The following is an 18260-nucleotide window of genomic DNA, read 5'->3' on the forward strand; positions in this document are numbered from 1 at the left end:
TATGTGTTAATTCGTTATGTGTTAATTCGTTATGCATTAGCTCGTATGCGTTGGTTCCATATGTGTCGGCTTGTATGCGTTGGCTCGTTATGTGTTAGCCCGGTATGCGTTGGTTCCATATGTGTCGGCTTGTATGCGTTGGCTCGTTATGTGTTAGCCCGGTATGCGTTGGTTCCATATGTGTCGGCTCGTATGCGTTGGCTCATTATGCCTTGCTTCCTTCGTATTCACTCGTTAATACTCGGCTCGTTATGCCCGGGCACAAAAAATTCTCCCCCAGGTCTTAACCTGGGGGAGAATTTCCTTTAATTCTAGCAGTTGCGGGGATGCTCAAGAATTTCCCACACCCAATAAGCCAACGCCTCCGTGTTAGATCAGCAGTGGGGTTGCCGAATGCGCCACTTGGTCTGTTGTACTGCTCCAGTTTGCCTCTCGTCCTCTGTACTATAGAGAAGCTAGCGAAGGCAACCTGCTATCTGGTCACCTCCGCAGACTCCTGAAGAAAATTAGCGGTTCATATAACCTGCCATTTCCAGCATTCTGGCCAAGACGGCAGCGCCCTCGGCACGGGTAGACTCGGCATCCGGTGCAAAACGTTCGGACCCGCGTCCCTTCATAATGCCCGAATGCACGATGGCCGACACCGCCTCCTCGGACCAGCCCGCAATGCTGTCACGGTCCTTGAAACCCTCCAGCACCGAGCCTGGATCAACGGCCTCCAGTTCGGTTCCGGCTAGCTTCATTGCGCGGACGAGCAGCACGCTCATGTGCTCCCGCGTAATTCGGTCATTCGGTCTGAACTCGCCGCTGTTGAAGCCTTCAATCAATCCATGCTCCACGGCCGTCGCTACAGCTGAAGCATACCAAGCGTCCGCCCCGACGTCCCGGAAGCCGGCATCGTCCGCCTGCTCCTTCAGCCCGAGCGCCCGAACGAGCATTGCCGTAAACTGGGCCCTCGTTACCTGCTCATTCGGACCGAACCGGGACTCGCTGAGCCCTTCGATGACGTGCTTGGAGGCAAGCAGCGAGACGTCTTCATTGGACCAGTGATTCTTCACATCCGCAAACGTCTTTTCATATGCGGCAGCCGTATAAATTCCGCTTTCCCGGAATCTGAACTCCGCATGGGCCGGTCTGATTATCGCCGGTACGAAATAAAGTTTACCGGCAGCCGAATCCCATCTCAGAATCGATGTAGCAGATGCGTTGGCACTTCCCGACAGCGGCTTGGTGAACTTGGCCGGCGCCCCCTTCCAAGCAGTGATCGGCTTCACCGTATCCCCCTGTTTCCAGGCAAAGGAAAGCTCAAGGGATGCACCGAGCTTGGAAGCTCCCTGCCGTAAGGCTTTGCTGATCGCATCCTCCTCCGCTTTCGCGGCGCTGCCGACCCGAATCTGAAGCGTATCGGCATTCCCCTGCTGCTGCAGCATTTCCCGCAGCACCTGAATTGGAAGCTCCAGCTTGCCGAAGGTCGATTCCACTGTGATAGAGCCGCCTTGCAGCTCCGCTGCAGCTGTGCTTATGCCTTTTGCCGGCAAGTTCAGCACGATGGAATCCGCCGCTTCGTCGAATGCATACGCAAGCACACGAGACGGCGCTGTTTGCTTGCGCAGCTGTTCAATATCCGCCAGCATCCGCTTCTCATTCGCATCAGCTGTCACAACGGTCCGTCCGTCCGCGCCCGTCTCTTTCTTGATGTTTAGGCGCGGCTCTTCCGGTTTAGGAGGAATCGGAGGCTCTCCACCGGATCCGCCTCCCGGATTTCCAGGGTTACCAGGGTTCGAGCCCCCGCCTCCCGTTGATGTCCGAATCACCTCGAACGTTTTGCTGTTGGTCTTATAGTTGTCAACGTACACGTCGACCGTAACCGAGTTGACGCCGGTTGCCAGCGGAACTGCAGCCGTAAATTTTCCGTTTGTGGACACCGACGCTTCGCCGCCGTTTACATTTACGGTAGCCTTGCCGGGTCCAAGAACTTCGACCTGACCTTCGAGCTGAAGCTGGCTGTCCCGTGTCTCTTTCCCCTCATCATCCATCAGTCCGCTTAATACCGCGGAACGCACCTGATCACCCGTATTGTAGGCGTTCGCCACGAGCTGACGCAGCGTTCTCGTGCCGGACGGGTCCAGCGTGGATATGACGAAGCCGCCCTGAGGGATGACGCTGTTGTTCTCCTCCGGTGATCCCCAGCTCCATTTGATGGCCTGATTGCGGTTCACGACTTTCGTAACCTGACCGGTATTATCGACAACGACCTCGACGCCAAACCGGTTGGTGCCCGTAGAATAGCCGAAGGCCTCGGTCATGACGTTGATGTTCCCTTCAATGCGGTTGACATTATAATAGTTGCCTTCCAGGAACGTATCCGGGCTATTCGGCAAGCTCATCCCGAGCTGGTAGTCCTTCACCCATTCCCGGTCCTGCAGCGCTGCCTTGGCGATCGGCCAGTTGACCTGGGAGGCGTCGAACAGCATCAGGCCGTTCGTATTCTTCAATCCGGCTTGGAATACTTCCCGCTGCACCGCTGGCGCCTGCACGTTGTTCATGGCGATTCCTGCATACAGCGGAATCTCCCCGTTCGTCACAATATTGCCGAGCGTAATGTACTTCTGAATCTCCTGACTGGTCGTTTGATAAGCCCCGATCATGAGGAAATCCAGATACTCAATGTATCCCGTCTCATAATAATCCGGCGTATACACCGATTCGTCCGGCATGCCGAGCGCAGGATGGTACCTGAAGTTTTTGCTGCCCCAGTTCACGCCGTTTAAGTAATAGGTTTCATACCAGGAGCCGACGTAAGAGGACACCTGGATCGTCTTGCCCTTGGTAGCCTCATAGGAATCCGCCAGCTCTTTTACCTCCCGGAAGAAGCTTTGGATCGTTCCGGAGCGGAATTCCCACCATTCTTGAATCAGCGGACCATATACCCGCACATTGTTCTCATAGTAAAAAATATCGTTCGGCCAATTGGTCAACTGCTTGCCTTGGGCCTGGAGGAACTGCTCGAACTTCACGCGAGTTTCCTCGCTGAAATCAGCCCCCTCGTTATCGTAACGGCTGCGGTCGTGAACGATGCCGTCCACGTCATAGTTTTTGATGATTTCCTCAAACGTCTTCAGCTGGTAATCGCGGACCTCGTCATTGGCCGGATTGACAAAAGCGACGAGCCCCTGCTTGTTGCTTTCCCGAAGGCGCTTGATCTCGCCGTTGTTCTCCGCGAAGTAGACGCGCTCCTCCCAGTCCAGATGATCGTTGAGCACGGCGTATTCATTATGAGCGATCGAGCCTTCGGCAAATACATTGATCGCCGCATGAATCTTCAATCCCAGCGCATGGCCGTGATCGATGAATTCCTGCAGCAGATCGAGATCCGGGCTTGCTCCGGCCTTCTCCGGCGCCTTGATCTCGCTGACGTAAGGCCTTCCCGTGAGGTCGTTCTTTTTGTACGATACATAGCCCTCCACGCCCTTCACGTCCAAAGCGATGGAAGTAACGCCCGTATCCTTGGCTCTCTCCAGGAATTCCCGGACTTGCTCGCTGCTTTGGAATTTCCGCACATTCGATGCCTGGTCAACCCAGAGAATGACTTCTTTCTCAGACGAAAAGCCCGGTCTTGCGAACACCGCAAGCTCCTGCTTATCCTGTTCAATCCCGTTCTTCAGCACCAGAACCTCGATATAATTAATGCCGGCGGTGAGCGAATAATTGTACGTAAACGTGCCGTCTGCACCAAAAGGAACCTCGGTCCCGTTCACGAGCAGCTTGATCGCATTCACGTCGTCTATGTTGTCGATCTTGCCCGATATGACCGTACTGCCCTCCGTCACTGTATACATCTGCGCGTTATCGAGCTTAAGCCGGGCAATGGCGCCGTTGCCGCTCATCAGATCCCGCACCTGAACGACCTCGCCGTTCTTGCGCAGCTTGATAACGTCTCCCACCTTGAAATTTTCGGCCAAATAACGCTTGATGTTGTTGCCAGTGTAGCTGTTGTCCTGTGCCATCAGCACGTAGCCGCCTTCGGGAATTTCAAGCTCCGTCGGCCCCGTCCACACCGGCGGCTTGCCGTTGATGGAAGGGTTGATGACCTGCAGCACCCGGTTGTTGGCATCCACCTGAACCGCGACATTCGTCTGCGGAACCGTGATAGACGTGCCGAAGTCCCTCGTAAACAAAGCCACGATGTTCGGGATACCGGTTACATCTTTATCAATATAGTCCAGTTTCTTGCGCGGACCCTCAATGTCGATCGTAATATCCTTCGGGGCCGCTTCGACCTCGATATAATCTTGATTTTCGATTGGCTCATAAACCACGTTTATCTTCGTCGAAGCCAGCTCATTCCCGCCGATGATCAGCTTTACGGTGATCGGGTTGGCCCCAGGCTCCAGATACACGTTCATCCGGAACATTCCTTCCGCCGACAGCTCGGCTTCCTCGCCGTCCACGGTAACGACGGCATCCTGATCTGCCGGCAGGTTAGCCACAAAGCCCGCTACCTCCACGACAGGGATATCGACGAGCATACCGTCCTCCGTAATCAGATACAGCTCCGGAGGCAAAGGATCGGGATCCGGTCCTGGCGGATCCGGCAGGAAGTCCCCGGCCTTGACCTCAGCTCCTGCGCGCATGAGCGTCGCTTGCTCGCCTTCCCGGAAATGCTGGAACAGCGTTTTTTGGTACGTAGACGTATCCCAGTCTGCCGTCTTCCCCGTCAGGACCACATACCCGCCTTCCGGTACCGGCAAACGCATATCCGGGTCCCACCCTGTAGGAGGATCGCTATCCGGACCTACCACCGTCTGCACTGTTCCGTTTGCATCCACAGCGACGGCGACATGCAGCGTCGGCACCCAGATTTCCTTGTCATATACCGCGTTGGTGACCCCGGAGCCGCTGGTATACAGCGCCAAATAATCGTTCTTTCCTTCCAGCGAAGCGCCGCTGACATTAATGTCGGTCAACTCCAGCTCGGTTCCATCCTTTGCCACGAACGTGACGGGCTCAGGACTCGCCCCGCCCCCTCCCGGATCGCCCGGGACGGTATCGGCATATAGCGGCATCGCCGCAGGAGCCAGCAAAGAGAAGATCAGCGAAAGGCCGAGCAGCAAAGACAGCCTCCTCCGAAACATACGATTCATTAACAGTTACCACCTTTCATCGCATATTAAGATTTCCTGCTTGTTGAAGCACCACTTTTTTAGCAACACCTCCTTTCTAAAAGTTGTGAAAAAGCAGCCGCGCTATGCAACTGCTTTTTCACTCCATCATTTACTTCGTCGATTGAAACCATTCATTGGCTGCGGCCACCATATCGGCTCCGCCTTCCGCTCTCCACTGTGCGAGGAATTGATCATAGGAATCAATCGGCTTCGCTCCCGAAATGAATTGCAGCACATTGTCATCCAGCAGCGTCGTCAGCTTCAGGAAATTCTTCGATACCGCGTCGATCGGCGGGGCTGGCGACATCGGATCTACAACGATTAGGCCCTCGGCATTTTTCTGGAAGGTTTCGAAATGCTCTTGCAGGATCGGATCTTTGCGGACGCGAGCCTGCCAATATATTGGGTATTTCTCTTCATCCACCCCGGTCAGGAAGGCGCTGGCATTGTTCAGGTCGTCATTGAATTTCGGCAGGATCGGATAGTATTTGTCGTCCTTCACTTCATGGTGCACGCCTTCCTCGCCGATCGCGATGCCCTTGAACGTCTCCGGCTCCATCTTGGCATTCAGGAAATCCATGGCCGCTTCCTTGTTCTTCGAGGATTTCAGGATTGCGATATACCAGGTCGTATTGGCTTTCGCGCCGACAACCGCTTTACCGTCCTTCCCCTTCAGATAAGGGATAACACTCGTTTTTGCCTCTGGGAAGTTCTTCTTCAGCGCGGCAATTGTCGTTCCGGCATTCCACCAGGCAAGCTTATACATCGCTGCTTTACCACCTGAGAATTTCTCGATCGATTTCTGAGCCGTATTAACCGGCATTTCGGTATCCAACAGACCTTCTTTGTACAATTTATTCATGTACGTAATATATTCCTTCATCTCTGGCTGTTCAGCACGGTGAACCAACTTGCCATCGACTTCCTTCCAATCGGTCAAAATGCCAAAAGTCGTAGCGATGTCGCCATAAAGAGAAGCGGACTCTTTGCTCATTGTGAGCGGTATGACATTTTTCTTCTCTTTAATCGTCTTCAGCACAGTATAAAGCTCATCGGTGTTCGTAGGCGTGGACAGCCCCAATTCATCCATCCAGTCTTGTCTGACCACTAACGCTTCACCAACGCTTACCCCTGAACCAGTTTCAGGAATACCGTAGATCTTCCCGTCGATGGTGGCGCTTCCAAAAGACTCTGGTTTGATCGATTGCGTAATATAATTGCCGTGGGATTCCAGCAGCTCGTCAATCGGCTCCAATGCTCCGGCAGAGGCCAGGTTATAGAACTGGGGGGCATTCAGCTTCACCAGATCATAATTGTCTTTGCTCGATACGAGCAGGTTCAGCTTCTCATCCGCGTTCTCGGCCGGAAGCAGCTCATACTCCACTTTGTAGCCGGTTCGCTCTTCGATATATTTCGCTACATACTCGGTCTTCGGGTCAAACAATCCGTACTGCATGATCATGCGCAGTCCCGGCTTCTCGCCCCCTTGAGTTCCTTTATCGCCGCCGTTCTCCGCAGGAGTCGTGGCCGGCGGATCGGACGGTGTCGCCGACGGCGTGTTCGTCCCCGTTCCGCCTCCCCCACCGCAGGCGGACAATGCCAGCGTAAAGCCGAGAATCGCGGTAAGCACAGCGGATTTTTTCTTCTTAATCATGGATAACCCTCCTTGTAATTGTACTCAACAGATCCAGCACCAGAGCAAGTTGAAGCATCACCACCTTTACGGTCCCAGGAATCAACCATTTCTTGAAGTCGTTCTTTTCCTGACATGGCTTGTCGTCCGAGCGTCGACGCTGATCATCGTGCAGCAACCATCCATTCCCCGGAGTACTCTTTTTTTGATGACATCCTTTTCTGAAATCACCCTTTTACCGAACCGACCAGCACACCCTTTACGAAGTACTTTTGCAGGAAAGGATATACGAGCAAAATCGGAATCGTGGCGAGCAGAATCGAAGAGGCTTGAATGGACTGCGGGGTCGTATTTATCGCTGCATCCACGTTATCCTTCAGAAAATCCCCGCTGGAGGAAACGAGCAGTTCCTTCAAATACAGCTGCATCGGCTTTAGTCCCGGATCGGTGATATAAATCATCGCCGCGAAATAATCGTTCCAGAAGGCAACCGCGAAGAATAATCCAATCGTTGCCATAACCGGAAGGGACAGCGGCAGGATGACGGAGACCAATATCCGGATATTGCCCGCGCCGTCCAGTTTGGCCGATTCCTCCAGCGAGTCCGGCAGCCCTTCGAAATAGTTTTTGATAATTAACATGTTATACACATTCACCATGGCCGGCAGGAATAATACCGGGAACGTGTTGACCAGGTTCAAGTTCTGCATCAAGAGGTACGTCGGAATGAGACCGCCGCTGAACAGCATCGTGAACACGAACATCAAGAGCAGCCATTTCCGTCCGCGCAGCCGGTATTTGGATAGCGGGTAAGCTGTAATCGTCGTCAGCAGCAGGCTGCAGGCCGTTCCGACGATGGTCAGCAGGATCGAATTTTTCAGCGAGTTCAGGAACAACGAATCCTGCAGCACATATTTATACGTTTCAAACTGAACGCCGACCGGCAGCAAACCCACCTTGCCTGAAATGACGGCCCCTTCGCTGCTCAGCGATTTGGCGATCAGGTTCACGAACGGAAGCAATGTCGTCAATCCCATCACGATGAAAAAGACGTAGTTGAAAATGTTGAAGCATTTTTCCGACAGAGACATCTTGATGACGCCCCGGGTGGTGTTGGTTCCTTCCAGTGCTTGTTTATGATCCATTTCATGCCACCCTTTCTTTACCAAATCCCGCGCTGCAAGTATTTTCGGCTCATCGCGTTCCCGACGATCACGAGCGTAAAGGAGATCACCGCTTCAAACAGCCCGACCGCTGTGGAGAAGCTGTAATCCTGGTTGCCTAGACCCATCCGGTAAACGTAGGTTCCGATGACATCGGATACCTGATACACGACCGGGTTGTACATGACGAGAATCTGCTCGGTTCCGGCCTCCAGCACATTGCCGAGGCGGAGGATGAACATCAGGATAATGATCGGCGCGATACCGGGCAGCGTGATATGCCACAGCTGCTTCCATCTTCCGGCTCCATCGATTTTGGCCGCTTCGTACAGCATCGGATCAATCATCGTGAAGGCAGCCAGATAGACGATCGTGCTCCAGCCCGTTTCCTTCCAGCCCGCCGACGTAATGAGCACGCTCCGGAATACGCTGTTGTCCAAGAAAAAGGCGATCGGCTCCATGCCCATGCTGACCAGCAATTTATTTACGATCCCGCCATTCGTCGAGAGCAAATCGATGAACAATCCGCCAACGATAACCCAGGACAAAAAGTGCGGAAGGTAGATCACGGTCTGCACCGTGCGCTTAAACATCATATTCCTCAGCTCATTCAGCATCAGGGCGATGATGATGGGGAGGGGGAACAGGATGACGATTTTCAGGAAGCTGATAATGACCGTGTTTTTGAATACCTGGGCAAAATCCGGCGACGTAAACAGCTTCTCGAAGTGCTTCCATCCCACCCACGGGCTATCGGCAAATCCTGTGAATATGTTGAAATCTTTAAATGCGATCGTAATGCCGTACATCGGCGTATATTTGAACAACAGCAGGAACAAAATTCCCGGCACGAGCAGCAAATAAAGATCCCACTCTTTCCAAATATCGGTCCCCAGCTTGCCCCAGTACCCTCTTCTCTGTTTGGACTGGATGCGCGGCGCTGCCGAACCGTCCGGCGTCTTCGTTGGTTCGATTGCGGGTTTCATATCATCGTCTCCCCCTTTCTATGTCTTTCAATCTCCTTGGTTATTTCACATTGTAATTCCGGGCGGAGGGACTGAGTAGGCGAGGATCATTACTATTTATGGTAATCTGATGTTGTGTTCAGCAGGGGGGAGTGTAATGTGCGTGTGAGGTTATTGGACTGGAATGGGGTAAAGGCATCACTTTCATGCGGATGCTGCTTAATGAGAGGAATCATCACTTCGCATACGGATGCTGCTTCCGATCGCTGTTGTGCCTGGATATCTTGCACTCATATTTCAATGGGAGAAATCCAGGCACAAAGGCGAACACTTCGTTTCTACAGCACCATTCCGCCTGCTCCGTGGAAGCTTTCTCCAGGTGATGCTGTCGTTGATTCGCTGGTGAAATCCCCTCCCCCCTGCTGGTTGGGGGGAGGGGGGAGCCGCTCAGGTTTCACGCCTGAGCGGCTCTTGGTCGGGGAGATTCATTGCACTCCGAAGGCGGATGGTGCTTTCAGACATTGGGAGTGGATCATCACTTCGCTTGCGGTTGCTGCTTACTGAGAGAAATCATCACTTCGCATACGGATGCTGCTTCCGATCGCTGTTGTGCCTGGATTTCTTGCACTCATATTTCAATGGGAAAAATCCAGGCGCAAAGGCGAACACTTCGTTTCTACAGCACCATTCCGCCTGCTCCGTTGAAGCTTTCTCCAGGTGCGGATGCTGTCGTTGATTCTGGTGAAATCCCCTCCCCCCTGCTGGTTGGGGGGAGGGGGAGCCGCTCAGGTTTCACGCCTGAGCGGCTCTTGGTTGGGGAGATTCATTGTAATCCGAGAGCGGATGGTGCTTTCAGACATTGGGAGTGGATCATCACTTAGCTTGCGGTTGCTGCTTACTGAGAGGAATCATCACTTCGCATACGGATGCTGCTTCCGATCGCTGTTGTGCCTGGATTTCTTGCACTCATATTTCCAATGGGAGAAATCCAGGCACAAAGGCGAACACTTCGTTTCTACAGCACCATTCCGCCTGCTCCGTTGAAGCTTTCTCCAAGTGCGGATGCTGTCGTTGATTCGCCGGTGAAATCCCCTTCCCCCTGCTGGTTGGGGGGAGGGGGGAGCCGCTCAGGTTTCACGTCCTGAGCGGCTCTTGGTCGGGGAGATTCATTGTAATCCGAGAGCGGATGGTGCTTTCAGACATTGGGAGTGGATCATCACTTCGCTTGCGGTTGCTGCTTACTGAGAGGAATCATCACTTCGCATACGGATGCTGCTTCCGATCGCTGTTGTGCCTGGATTTCTTGCACTCATATTTCCAATGGGAGAAATCCAGGCACAAAGGCGAACACTTCGTTTCTACAGCACCATTCCGCCTGCTCCGTTGAAGCTTTCTCCAGGTGCGGATGCTGTCGTTGATTCGCTGGTGAAATCCCCTCCCCCCTGCTGGTTGGGGGGTGGGGGGAGCCGCTCAGGTTTCACGCCTGAGCGGCTCTTGGTCGGGGTGGTTAAGATTTCTTCGCAATCGGAAGGAATCGCTTTCTAACAAATCGTTTTACCACATTTTCTTCAGTAATTTTTCTCACAAATGGCTGCCGCCCCTAACCTTACTTGTTCGAACTACTGCGAATGAATGAGATAAACCTATCATTGGGTGTGATTTATTTGGTATGATATGTAACTGAACGGAGGTGATTTCACTTGGAAACAACAGCACAGGAAGTCGCCGAGTGGATGGTAAAAGAAATTCGATTCACCGGAACCTTGCGCCAAGAGGACGCTATCGCGTACGTAAAGGAGCATTTCGGGGAACAATTCGTTTTTGTTAATGAAAACGGAAACCCGTCCTTATCGAAAGACGTGAAAAAAGCGTTCCGCAAGCTGCACGGTGGTCGGATCGCTTGGGATCGGGACGGCTTTTTATGGGCTTGGACGTAACATATTGTGTAATGAACCGGTGGAGGATTCCCTCTGTCGGTTTTTTATTTAACCTGCCAACACAATGCACACGTAATAACCGCTCAGGTGATCACACCCTGAGCGGTCTAATTGTACAGCAGCAGGCCATGCCGCGCTACGCCTTCCCCCTCCCCCACCACCAAGGTGGGAGGGGCGCTGCCTTCATTGCATGAACCCCGCGCAGCGGACGAATCGATTCCGGAAAAGCGGCAGCGGTCGCCTTTGGGGCTGAATTTCTTCCACACTCACTAATAATTCCAGGCAATTCAGCCACAACAGCGATTGAAGAAACGATATGTACGCGGAGTAACTAACAAGTACAGCAGCAGGCCATGCCGCGCTACGCCTTCCCCCCTCCCCACCACCAAGGTGGGAGGGGCGCTGTCTTCATTGCATGAACCCAGCGGAGCGGACGAATCGATTCCGGAAAAGCGGCAGCGGTCGCCTTTGGGGCTGAATTTCTTCCACGCTCACTAATAATTCCAGGAAATTCAGCCACAACAGCGATTGAAGGAACGATACGTACGCGGAGCAACTAACAAGTACAGCAGCAGGCTCTGCTGCGCTACGCCTTCCCCCTCCCCACCACCAAGGTGGGAGGGGCGCTGCCTTCATTGCATGAACCCAGCGGAGCGGACGAATCGATTCCGGAAAAGCGGCAGCGGTCGCCTTTGGGGCTGAATTTCTTCCACGCTCACTAATAATTCCAGGCAATTCAGCCACAACAGCGATTGGAGGAACGATACGTACGCGGAGCAACTAACAAGTACAGCAGCAGGCTCTGCTGCGCTACGCCTTCCCCCCTCCCCACCACCAAGGTGGGAGGGACGCTGCCTTCATTGCATGAACCCAGCGCAGCGGACGAATCGATTCCGGAAAAGCGGCAGCGGTCGCCTTTGGGGCTGAATTTCTTCCACGCTCACTAATAATTCCAGGAAATTCAGCCACAACAGCGATTGAAGGAACGATACGTACGCGGAGCGGACCTTATTCATCCAGACCACACCCGGCGATTTAACTGCGATACGTACACGGAGCGGACCTTATTCATCCAGACCACACCCGGCGATTTAACTGCGATACGTACGCGGAGCGGACCTTATTCATCCAGAACACCCCGGCGATTTAACTGCGATACGTACGCGGAGCGGACCTTATTCATCCAGACCACATCCTGCGATTTAACTGCGATACGTACGCGGAGCGGACCTTATTCATCCAGACCACATCCTGCCATTTAACTGCGATACGTACGCGGAGCGGACCTTATTCATCCAGACCACACCCTGCGATTTAACTGCGATACGTACGCGGAGCGGACCTTATTCATCCAGACCACATCCTGCGAATTAACTGCGATACGTACGCGGAGCGGACCTTATTCATCTTTGCAGACACCCGGCGATTAAGCTGCGATACGCACGCGGAGCAGACGCTTTAAGCATTAAAGCAATCCCTCCCCACATTACCCTACCCCTTGAATTCACCCGGATTAACCCCCCAATACTTACGAAACACCTTGGTAAAATAACTGACATCCCGGTACCCGACCAGGCGCGCGCAGTCGTACACCTTCGCCCCTTCCTGCAGCAGGGATTTGGCCCGCTCCATTTTGCGCTCGAGGACGTAGGTGGAGAAGGCCACCCCCATCTCCTGCTTGAAAAGCCGGCTCAAATACGAGGAGTTGACGTACAGCCGGTCGGCCACCATATGCAGGGTGATATCCTGATCCATCTCGGCCTCCACCAGGTTCAAGATGTCCTTTACGACCTGGTGGCTGGTCGATTTTCGCTGCTCGCTCATGAAGGCGGTGATATGCTTGACGGTTCGCTCCAGGAGCGACCACGTTTGCATTTTGGTACTGAGCAGCTTGACGTTTTGGAAGAAGACGATATCGTCGCCCACCACCTTTTTCACCGTCCAGCCCTGCTTCTGGATAAGCCGGGTAAAGAAGCTGTTCATGTAGAGGACCGCTTCATGGAAGTCGTCGGAGGATTCCGGCTTCGTAAATACGTCGTCCCACAATTCCTTCAGGGCCTCCATCGCCTTCTCCACATCGGCCGTGTCCAGCGCGATTTCAAGCGACTTCTCCAGGTTTGGCTGTACGATGACCCCCTGCCCCTGACCGTCGTCCGGCCGCGGCTCCCGGTACGGGATGGCCAGGTCATGCCCGAACACCACCCGCTCCTGCAGCGCCCGGCAGGCCTGCGCATACAGCAGCCCCATCTCGTCAAGCTCGCCGGTGGTAGCGCAAATGCCGGCGCTTGCGGTCAGCTTGAGCACCTCCTTCGTCGAGTACAGAAGCCGCGATACCTCCGCGTTGATGCGCAGCATGGCGTCCTTCCCGTCCTGCTGGGCGTCCACGACGAACACGAGCAGCAGCATATTGCTCGAATCGGTGGTGATCCAGCAGGAAGGATCCGTAAGCAGCTCTTTGGCCAGGCACAGCATCGTAAACTGCAGCAGCTCCATATCGCCCGGCTTAAAGCGGGTCTCGTCTTCGGAAAGGGGATCGAGATCGACGACGGCAACGGCGATCCGGTCCTGCTCCTGCAGCGGAATATAGAGCTCCCGGCTCCGTTTCAGGACGTCCTCCTTCGTATATTTTCCGCCGACCCATTGAATGAAGAACAGGTTTTGCAGATGCGGGAGATTATCCTTCCACTTCTGCTCGAGGGCCGCCTTGCGCTGCCACTGCTCCAGGTCCCTGCGAAGGGAGCGTCTTGCCTCCAGCACCGCCTCCAGGATTTCCTCCTCGCCGGCAGGCTTCAGCAAATATTTGGACACCCCGTACTCCAGCGCAAGCTGAGCAAATTCGAAGTTATCGTGTCCGCTCAAAATAATCAGCTTCGTCAAGCTGCCGATCTCCCGCCGCTCCTTCAGCTCCCGGAGCAGCGTCAGCCCATCCATCTCGGGCATTTGAATATCGATCAGCATGATATCCGGCTTCTTCCTCCCGACCAGCTCCAGCGCCTCCAGCCCGTTCGCAGCCAATCCAACGACTTCAATGTCATGCTTCTCCCAAGGGATATTATGCGCCAGCGCGTTTCGCAGCCTTGGCTCGTCCTCTACGATGATCAGATTCATTGCTTAGTTCTCTCCTTTTCGGGCATTGCTCTCCATCATGTCTTCCCTGCAGCGATTCAATGGAATGGCGATCGTCGCGCTCGTACCTTCGCCTCGTACGCTCGTTACCGACAATTCCGCCTCCTTCCCGTAATACAGCTTCATCCGGCTCAGCACATTGCGCAGACCGAATAAATCCTTCACATGCTCCTCATCCTGCGAGGAGGCGGGCACGCTGCGCATACCCATCTTCTCCAATTCATGCTGGATGTACCGCAGACGATCCGGTTCGATCCCCGGTCCGTTATCATCCACCCGGATCATCACGGTCTGGCCTTTCTCAATCCAGCTGGAGATGACGACGCTTCCCCCCGATGTTTTGCCTTCCATGCCGTGAATAATCGCATTCTCCACCAGTGGCTGCAGCAGCAGCTTCAGGATCGGCACCTTCTTGCTGTCATCGGAGATCTGGTATTCGACCGTAAAATTATCCATAAAGCGAAGCTGCTGAATCCGCAAATAGTAATGCAGATGCTCGATGCTTTCCTCCATGGTGAACACCTCGCGGCCCTTGTTCAGGCTCAGGCGGAAGAACTTCGACAGATTCATCACCATCTCGCTGATTTCGTCCGCGTCATAGTTTTTGGCCATCCAATAGATCGAGTCGAGCGTATTGTACAAAAAGTGCGGGTTGATCTGAGACTGCAAAAACTTGAGCTCAGTTGTCGTTAATCGCAGCTGCTGCTCGTAGTGATCCTCGATCAGATGCTTCTGGACCAGCGCCATTTTATTGAAGGACTGAATCAGGAATCCGAACTCATCCTTCCGTTTCGTATCCACATGAATATTGAGTTCTCCGCTGCTAAGCCGCTTCATCCCCCGCGACAGCTTCAGCACCGGGGAAGCGATGCCGCTGTAGACAACCCAGGAGATGATGATCGCAAGCAGGATGCTCAGCCCGATGATCGCCACGGTGAACAACCTCAGCTGGTCCGTCTCCTTGTACAGCTCGCCCTTCGGCTGCACCAAGGCGAGGCGCCAGTTGGAATATTCGGAATCGATCGTAACCGTCATGTCCTTCTCGGCGATATCCCGGCTTCGGGCTCTCCCGGTCTCCACCACGACTTCGCCTCGCTCATTCAGTAGGGAAATCCTGCTGTTCTCGGAAGGCAGCAGTGTTTTAATGATGTTGAGCAGCTTGCTTTTATTGAACGATACGACGAGAAGATTCGAATTCCTCTCGTTGTTATACAAATCCATCGCCCGGATGAGGGAGACGCTGTCGGTATTGGTCATTTGGCCGAAGGTGACCCCCTCCGTCACCGGAAGCTCGGACATCACGTAAGAAATCCCTGTCCCGCTGCGTCTTGCCGCCTCCACGAGCCATTCCTGCTGCCGTTCGCCGGTCAGCTTTTTGCCGCCGTAATGCGTGCTGATAAATCGGTTGGAGGCCTGGTGATATATCGCGATGTTGGATATATAACGGTTGACGGATACCGAATTCGACAGCTGCTCCAGAATGCTGGAGAAATCGACGATCGACTGGGGTGAAAAGTCCGTGCTGTTCTTGTTCAGCATTTCATTCATCGCCGGATCGGCTGCGATCAAGGTCGATATTTCCTCGACGTTCTGCAGCGCCAGATCGAAGTGATTCATCGCGGAGGACAGCGCCATTTCCGTCCGCTCGACCGCCTGCTCATACAGGATGTCCCTTGACCGTTCGATCGCAAAGAGGCTGATGATGACAAGCGGAAGCAGAATCAGCAAAAAATAGCCGGTCAGGCGGGTTTGGATATTTTGCGAGAAACGGTCCCGGATCCATCGAATCATTGCAATCATGCGATTGGCCTCCTTTGACCGGGCCCATTACTTTTGTTTCGCATACCACTCGTTCACTTCCTTCGTAATTTCATCTCCTCCTTGCTCCTTCCACTGCTTCACGTACTCATCGAATGCGTCCAGGGGCTCCAAGCCCATGATGATCTTCGTGAACACGTCGTCCAAGGTGCCCAGCTTCTTGCTGTATTTGCCCATGGCCGGCGTAGGTACCCCGTAGAAGGCACTCGGCATAATATTCGGGGTGATCCGCTGCAAATTGTCATACAGATTGAAGTCTCCCAGCGAATCCAGCCGTTCCTTGAACAGCAGCTCGTCAGGGACATCCACAAGCGATTGATATATCCCCCTATACAAATGCTCGTCATGGAGGGCAAAATCGGTCACAATCTTGCCGTCCTGCCACCACCAGATTTCATTCTCGAAGCCAAGCTTCAGCGTTTTGTAGTTGCTGGCGATGAAATCCAATAGCTGAATCACCTCGGCCGCATGCTTTGATTCCGCCGGGATGACGTTATACCCGCGAATAATATCCTTGCCGTATACCCCTTTCTGACCTCCCGGCCCGATCGGGTATTCAAGCGGAATCCATTCCGCGTTCGGATCCTTTTTCATATTGGCTGCAATCGGTCCCCGGGTGTCGTACCACGTCGCCGAGAACAGCCCGACCTGGCCGTCTTCGATTTTTTCGAACAGGTTGTTTTGCAGATTAAGGGGAAACTCCCGGTCCAGGAGGTTCTCGCTGTACAGCTTTGCGAAAAATGCAAGCGCTTCCTTTGTTTCTGGCAGCGTGCTTCCGTACACCAGCTGTCCGTCCCGCTCGAACCAGGTATCATTCAGCTGCGTCCCGAACGCGCCGAAGAAGGGCGATGACCTGCCCAGATCGGAAGTAAAGATGAGACCGATCGTATCCTGAACGCCGTTGCCGTCCGGATCGTCCTGGGCGAAGGCGCGAATCACCTCGTAATATTCGTCCAGCGTTTCGGGCGGCTCCAGGCCGAGGCGGTCAAGCCAATCCTTTCTGGCGTACATCAGCTCTACCCCCGTCACCTCGTTCAGGCTCGGAATTGCATAGATTTTACCGCCGTATTTTACCCGTTCCCATACCTCGGCCGGGATTTTCTCCTTCAGGTGGGGACCGTACTTGTCGATCAGCTCATCCAGCGGCATGAACGCCCCCTGCTTGACATAGTTGTCAAACCATACCGGCTCATAGGTGTGGAGCATATCCGGCAGATTGCCGGAGGACATAATGACATCGAGCTTTTCATTGTACACTTCCGTCGGCGGGGTGTTGACTTGGATATCCAGCCCGGTGTTCTGCTCGATGTAATTCAAATAGCGGTTGTCATTCTCATCCATCCCGGCCGGAAACGTCATGCCGAGATTCGATATGACGATGTTGATCGTCGTTGCCTTCGGATCTCCCGAAGGCTGCTCCTCGTTAGCTCCGCCCGTATCCATACAGCCGGTGACGAGAAGGATCAGAAATACTAGTACAGGAAGCCACAGAACATTACCAGCAAACAGCCTTGGATCGTTATCCTTGCCGCGTTGAATCCCATTCTTACAAGCCTTGTTAATCGGCATAGGTTCTTGTCACTCCCTTCATCTCGTAAACTAATACTACTATATAACGATTTTTTTGTGAGTAAGATCGTTATTTTTTCTGCAGTGGTCTTTTTTGTTTTTTCTTTAGAAGAATGATCGTCGGACAAAAAAACAGAGGAACCCGAAGCTTGTTGGTTAGCCTGATCTAGGAAAAAGCCGTCCCTTTCGATACGCAAGTCGTATCGTCAGGAACGGCAATCGAGGGCATCAACGACTACATCAAAGCGTTGTGCGTTGTACGTTAAGCGTTAAGCAGGTCCAGATCTTGTCAAAGACGACGAACCTGAAAGAACCTGAAAATAAGCCAAATAGCCAGGACCGCCTTGTTATTGGGACCCTGGCTATTTCTATAAGCAGTTCAAGAAGCCGACCGCCCCTTCTCCGACAAGAAACATCGAAAGTGAGCGGGCTTCCTTATTTTCTTTCGTCTTCGCTCCCTGGCTGCTCCAGCAGCGGGAGACTGTCGGCGGGCTGCTCCCCGCCAACTTGAATCACCTCGAACGTCTTGCCGCAGTGAGAACAGAACTTGGCGTTAATGGCCGAGCTATTCCCGCAGCTGCGGCATACCTTTTCATCCGTAAGGTTTGCAATCTGCAGCTGATTTTGCTCGATTTCGAATTTCAGCTCCTGGATTTTCGCCACATAGGCTTGGATGCTCTCCCGGTCGGGGGGCCACTGCCCCGCTTCGGCGGCCTCATATACGGCCTTGCCGATTTCAAGAAGCTGCTCGTTAATATCGCTCTTCTTGCCGCTGTTCTGCAGCTTTAATTTATTGACTTCCACCAAAATTTTCGCTTTGTTTCCGGCATCAGACACGCCGGCCTTGAATTTATCGAAAAAACTCAAGCTAACGATCCCCTCCT

10 protein-coding genes are annotated in these 18260 nt (G+C 53.5%); 1 reads left to right on the forward strand and 9 read right to left on the reverse strand.

The window, feature by feature from the left end:
• Positions 1 to 506 precede the first annotated feature (506 nt).
• From BBD41_RS06630 to BBD41_RS30460, 5 genes are all read right to left on the reverse strand, one after another.
• Positions 507 to 5144 (reverse strand): S-layer homology domain-containing protein, encoded by a 4638-nt coding sequence (locus tag BBD41_RS06630; protein WP_099477070.1) that lies wholly within the window; start codon positions 5142 to 5144, stop codon positions 507 to 509.
• A 130-nt stretch (positions 5145 to 5274) separates the two neighbouring features.
• Positions 5275 to 6819, reverse strand: a complete 1545-nt coding sequence (locus BBD41_RS06635) for an extracellular solute-binding protein (RefSeq protein ID WP_099477071.1) — start codon at positions 6817 to 6819, stop codon at positions 5275 to 5277.
• Between the two features lie 206 nt (positions 6820 to 7025).
• Entirely contained in the window at positions 7026 to 7943 is a 918-nt protein-coding gene (locus BBD41_RS06640; protein ID WP_077564829.1) for a carbohydrate ABC transporter permease, read from the reverse strand.
• 17 nt (positions 7944 to 7960) lie between these two features.
• Positions 7961 to 8947 carry an ABC transporter permease gene (locus BBD41_RS06645; RefSeq protein WP_077564828.1) on the reverse strand — a complete coding sequence of 329 codons (987 nt, stop codon included), beginning with the start codon at positions 8945 to 8947 and terminating at the stop codon, positions 7961 to 7963.
• A gap of 994 nt (positions 8948 to 9941) precedes the next feature.
• Complete coding sequence (locus BBD41_RS30460; protein WP_257790697.1) at positions 9942 to 10064, reverse strand: hypothetical protein; 123 nt, start codon at positions 10062 to 10064, stop codon at positions 9942 to 9944.
• Between the two features lie 562 nt (positions 10065 to 10626).
• Between BBD41_RS30460 and BBD41_RS06650 the strand changes: the two genes are divergently transcribed.
• Positions 10627 to 10863, forward strand: a complete 237-nt coding sequence (locus BBD41_RS06650; RefSeq protein ID WP_007129311.1) for a DUF6953 family protein — start codon at positions 10627 to 10629, stop codon at positions 10861 to 10863.
• Between the two features lie 1491 nt (positions 10864 to 12354).
• Here the strand turns inward: BBD41_RS06650 and BBD41_RS06655 are convergent.
• From BBD41_RS06655 to BBD41_RS06670, 4 genes are all read right to left on the reverse strand, one after another.
• The gene (locus tag BBD41_RS06655; RefSeq protein WP_099477072.1) at positions 12355 to 13971 is read right to left on the reverse strand and encodes a response regulator transcription factor; all 1617 of its coding nucleotides are present in this window, start codon (positions 13969 to 13971) and stop codon (positions 12355 to 12357) included.
• 3 nt (positions 13972 to 13974) lie between these two features.
• Positions 13975 to 15789, reverse strand: coding sequence for a sensor histidine kinase (locus BBD41_RS06660; protein WP_099477073.1), 1815 nt, complete (start codon positions 15787 to 15789; stop codon positions 13975 to 13977).
• A gap of 27 nt (positions 15790 to 15816) precedes the next feature.
• Positions 15817 to 17376: an extracellular solute-binding protein gene (locus BBD41_RS06665; protein WP_099477074.1), complete on the reverse strand. Its 1560-nt coding sequence runs from the start codon at positions 17374 to 17376 to the stop codon at positions 15817 to 15819.
• A gap of 435 nt (positions 17377 to 17811) precedes the next feature.
• Positions 17812 to 18243, reverse strand: coding sequence for a zinc ribbon domain-containing protein (locus BBD41_RS06670; RefSeq protein WP_077564824.1), 432 nt, complete (start codon positions 18241 to 18243; stop codon positions 17812 to 17814).
• Positions 18244 to 18260: the final 17 nt, after the last annotated feature.

It is taken from the genome of Paenibacillus ihbetae (genome assembly GCF_002741055.1).
Taxonomy (GTDB): Bacteria; Bacillota; Bacilli; order Paenibacillales; family Paenibacillaceae; genus Paenibacillus_AQ; species Paenibacillus_AQ ihbetae.

What these genes read in the sequence shown, in the direction of transcription:
- BBD41_RS06630 (WP_099477070.1), bottom strand. Translation starts at nt 5,144, where the DNA reads ATGAATCGTATGTTTCGGAGGAGGCTGTCTTTGCTGCTCGGCCTTTCG.
- BBD41_RS06635 (WP_099477071.1), bottom strand. Translation starts at nt 6,819, where the DNA reads ATGATTAAGAAGAAAAAATCCGCTGTGCTTACCGCGATTCTCGGCTTT.
- BBD41_RS06640 (WP_077564829.1), bottom strand. Translation starts at nt 7,943, where the DNA reads ATGGATCATAAACAAGCACTGGAAGGAACCAACACCACCCGGGGCGTC.
- BBD41_RS06645 (WP_077564828.1), bottom strand. Translation starts at nt 8,947, where the DNA reads ATGAAACCCGCAATCGAACCAACGAAGACGCCGGACGGTTCGGCAGCG.
- BBD41_RS06655 (WP_099477072.1), bottom strand. Translation starts at nt 13,971, where the DNA reads ATGAATCTGATCATCGTAGAGGACGAGCCAAGGCTGCGAAACGCGCTG.
- BBD41_RS06660 (WP_099477073.1), bottom strand. Translation starts at nt 15,789, where the DNA reads ATGATTGCAATGATTCGATGGATCCGGGACCGTTTCTCGCAAAATATC.
- BBD41_RS06665 (WP_099477074.1), bottom strand. Translation starts at nt 17,376, where the DNA reads ATGCCGATTAACAAGGCTTGTAAGAATGGGATTCAACGCGGCAAGGAT.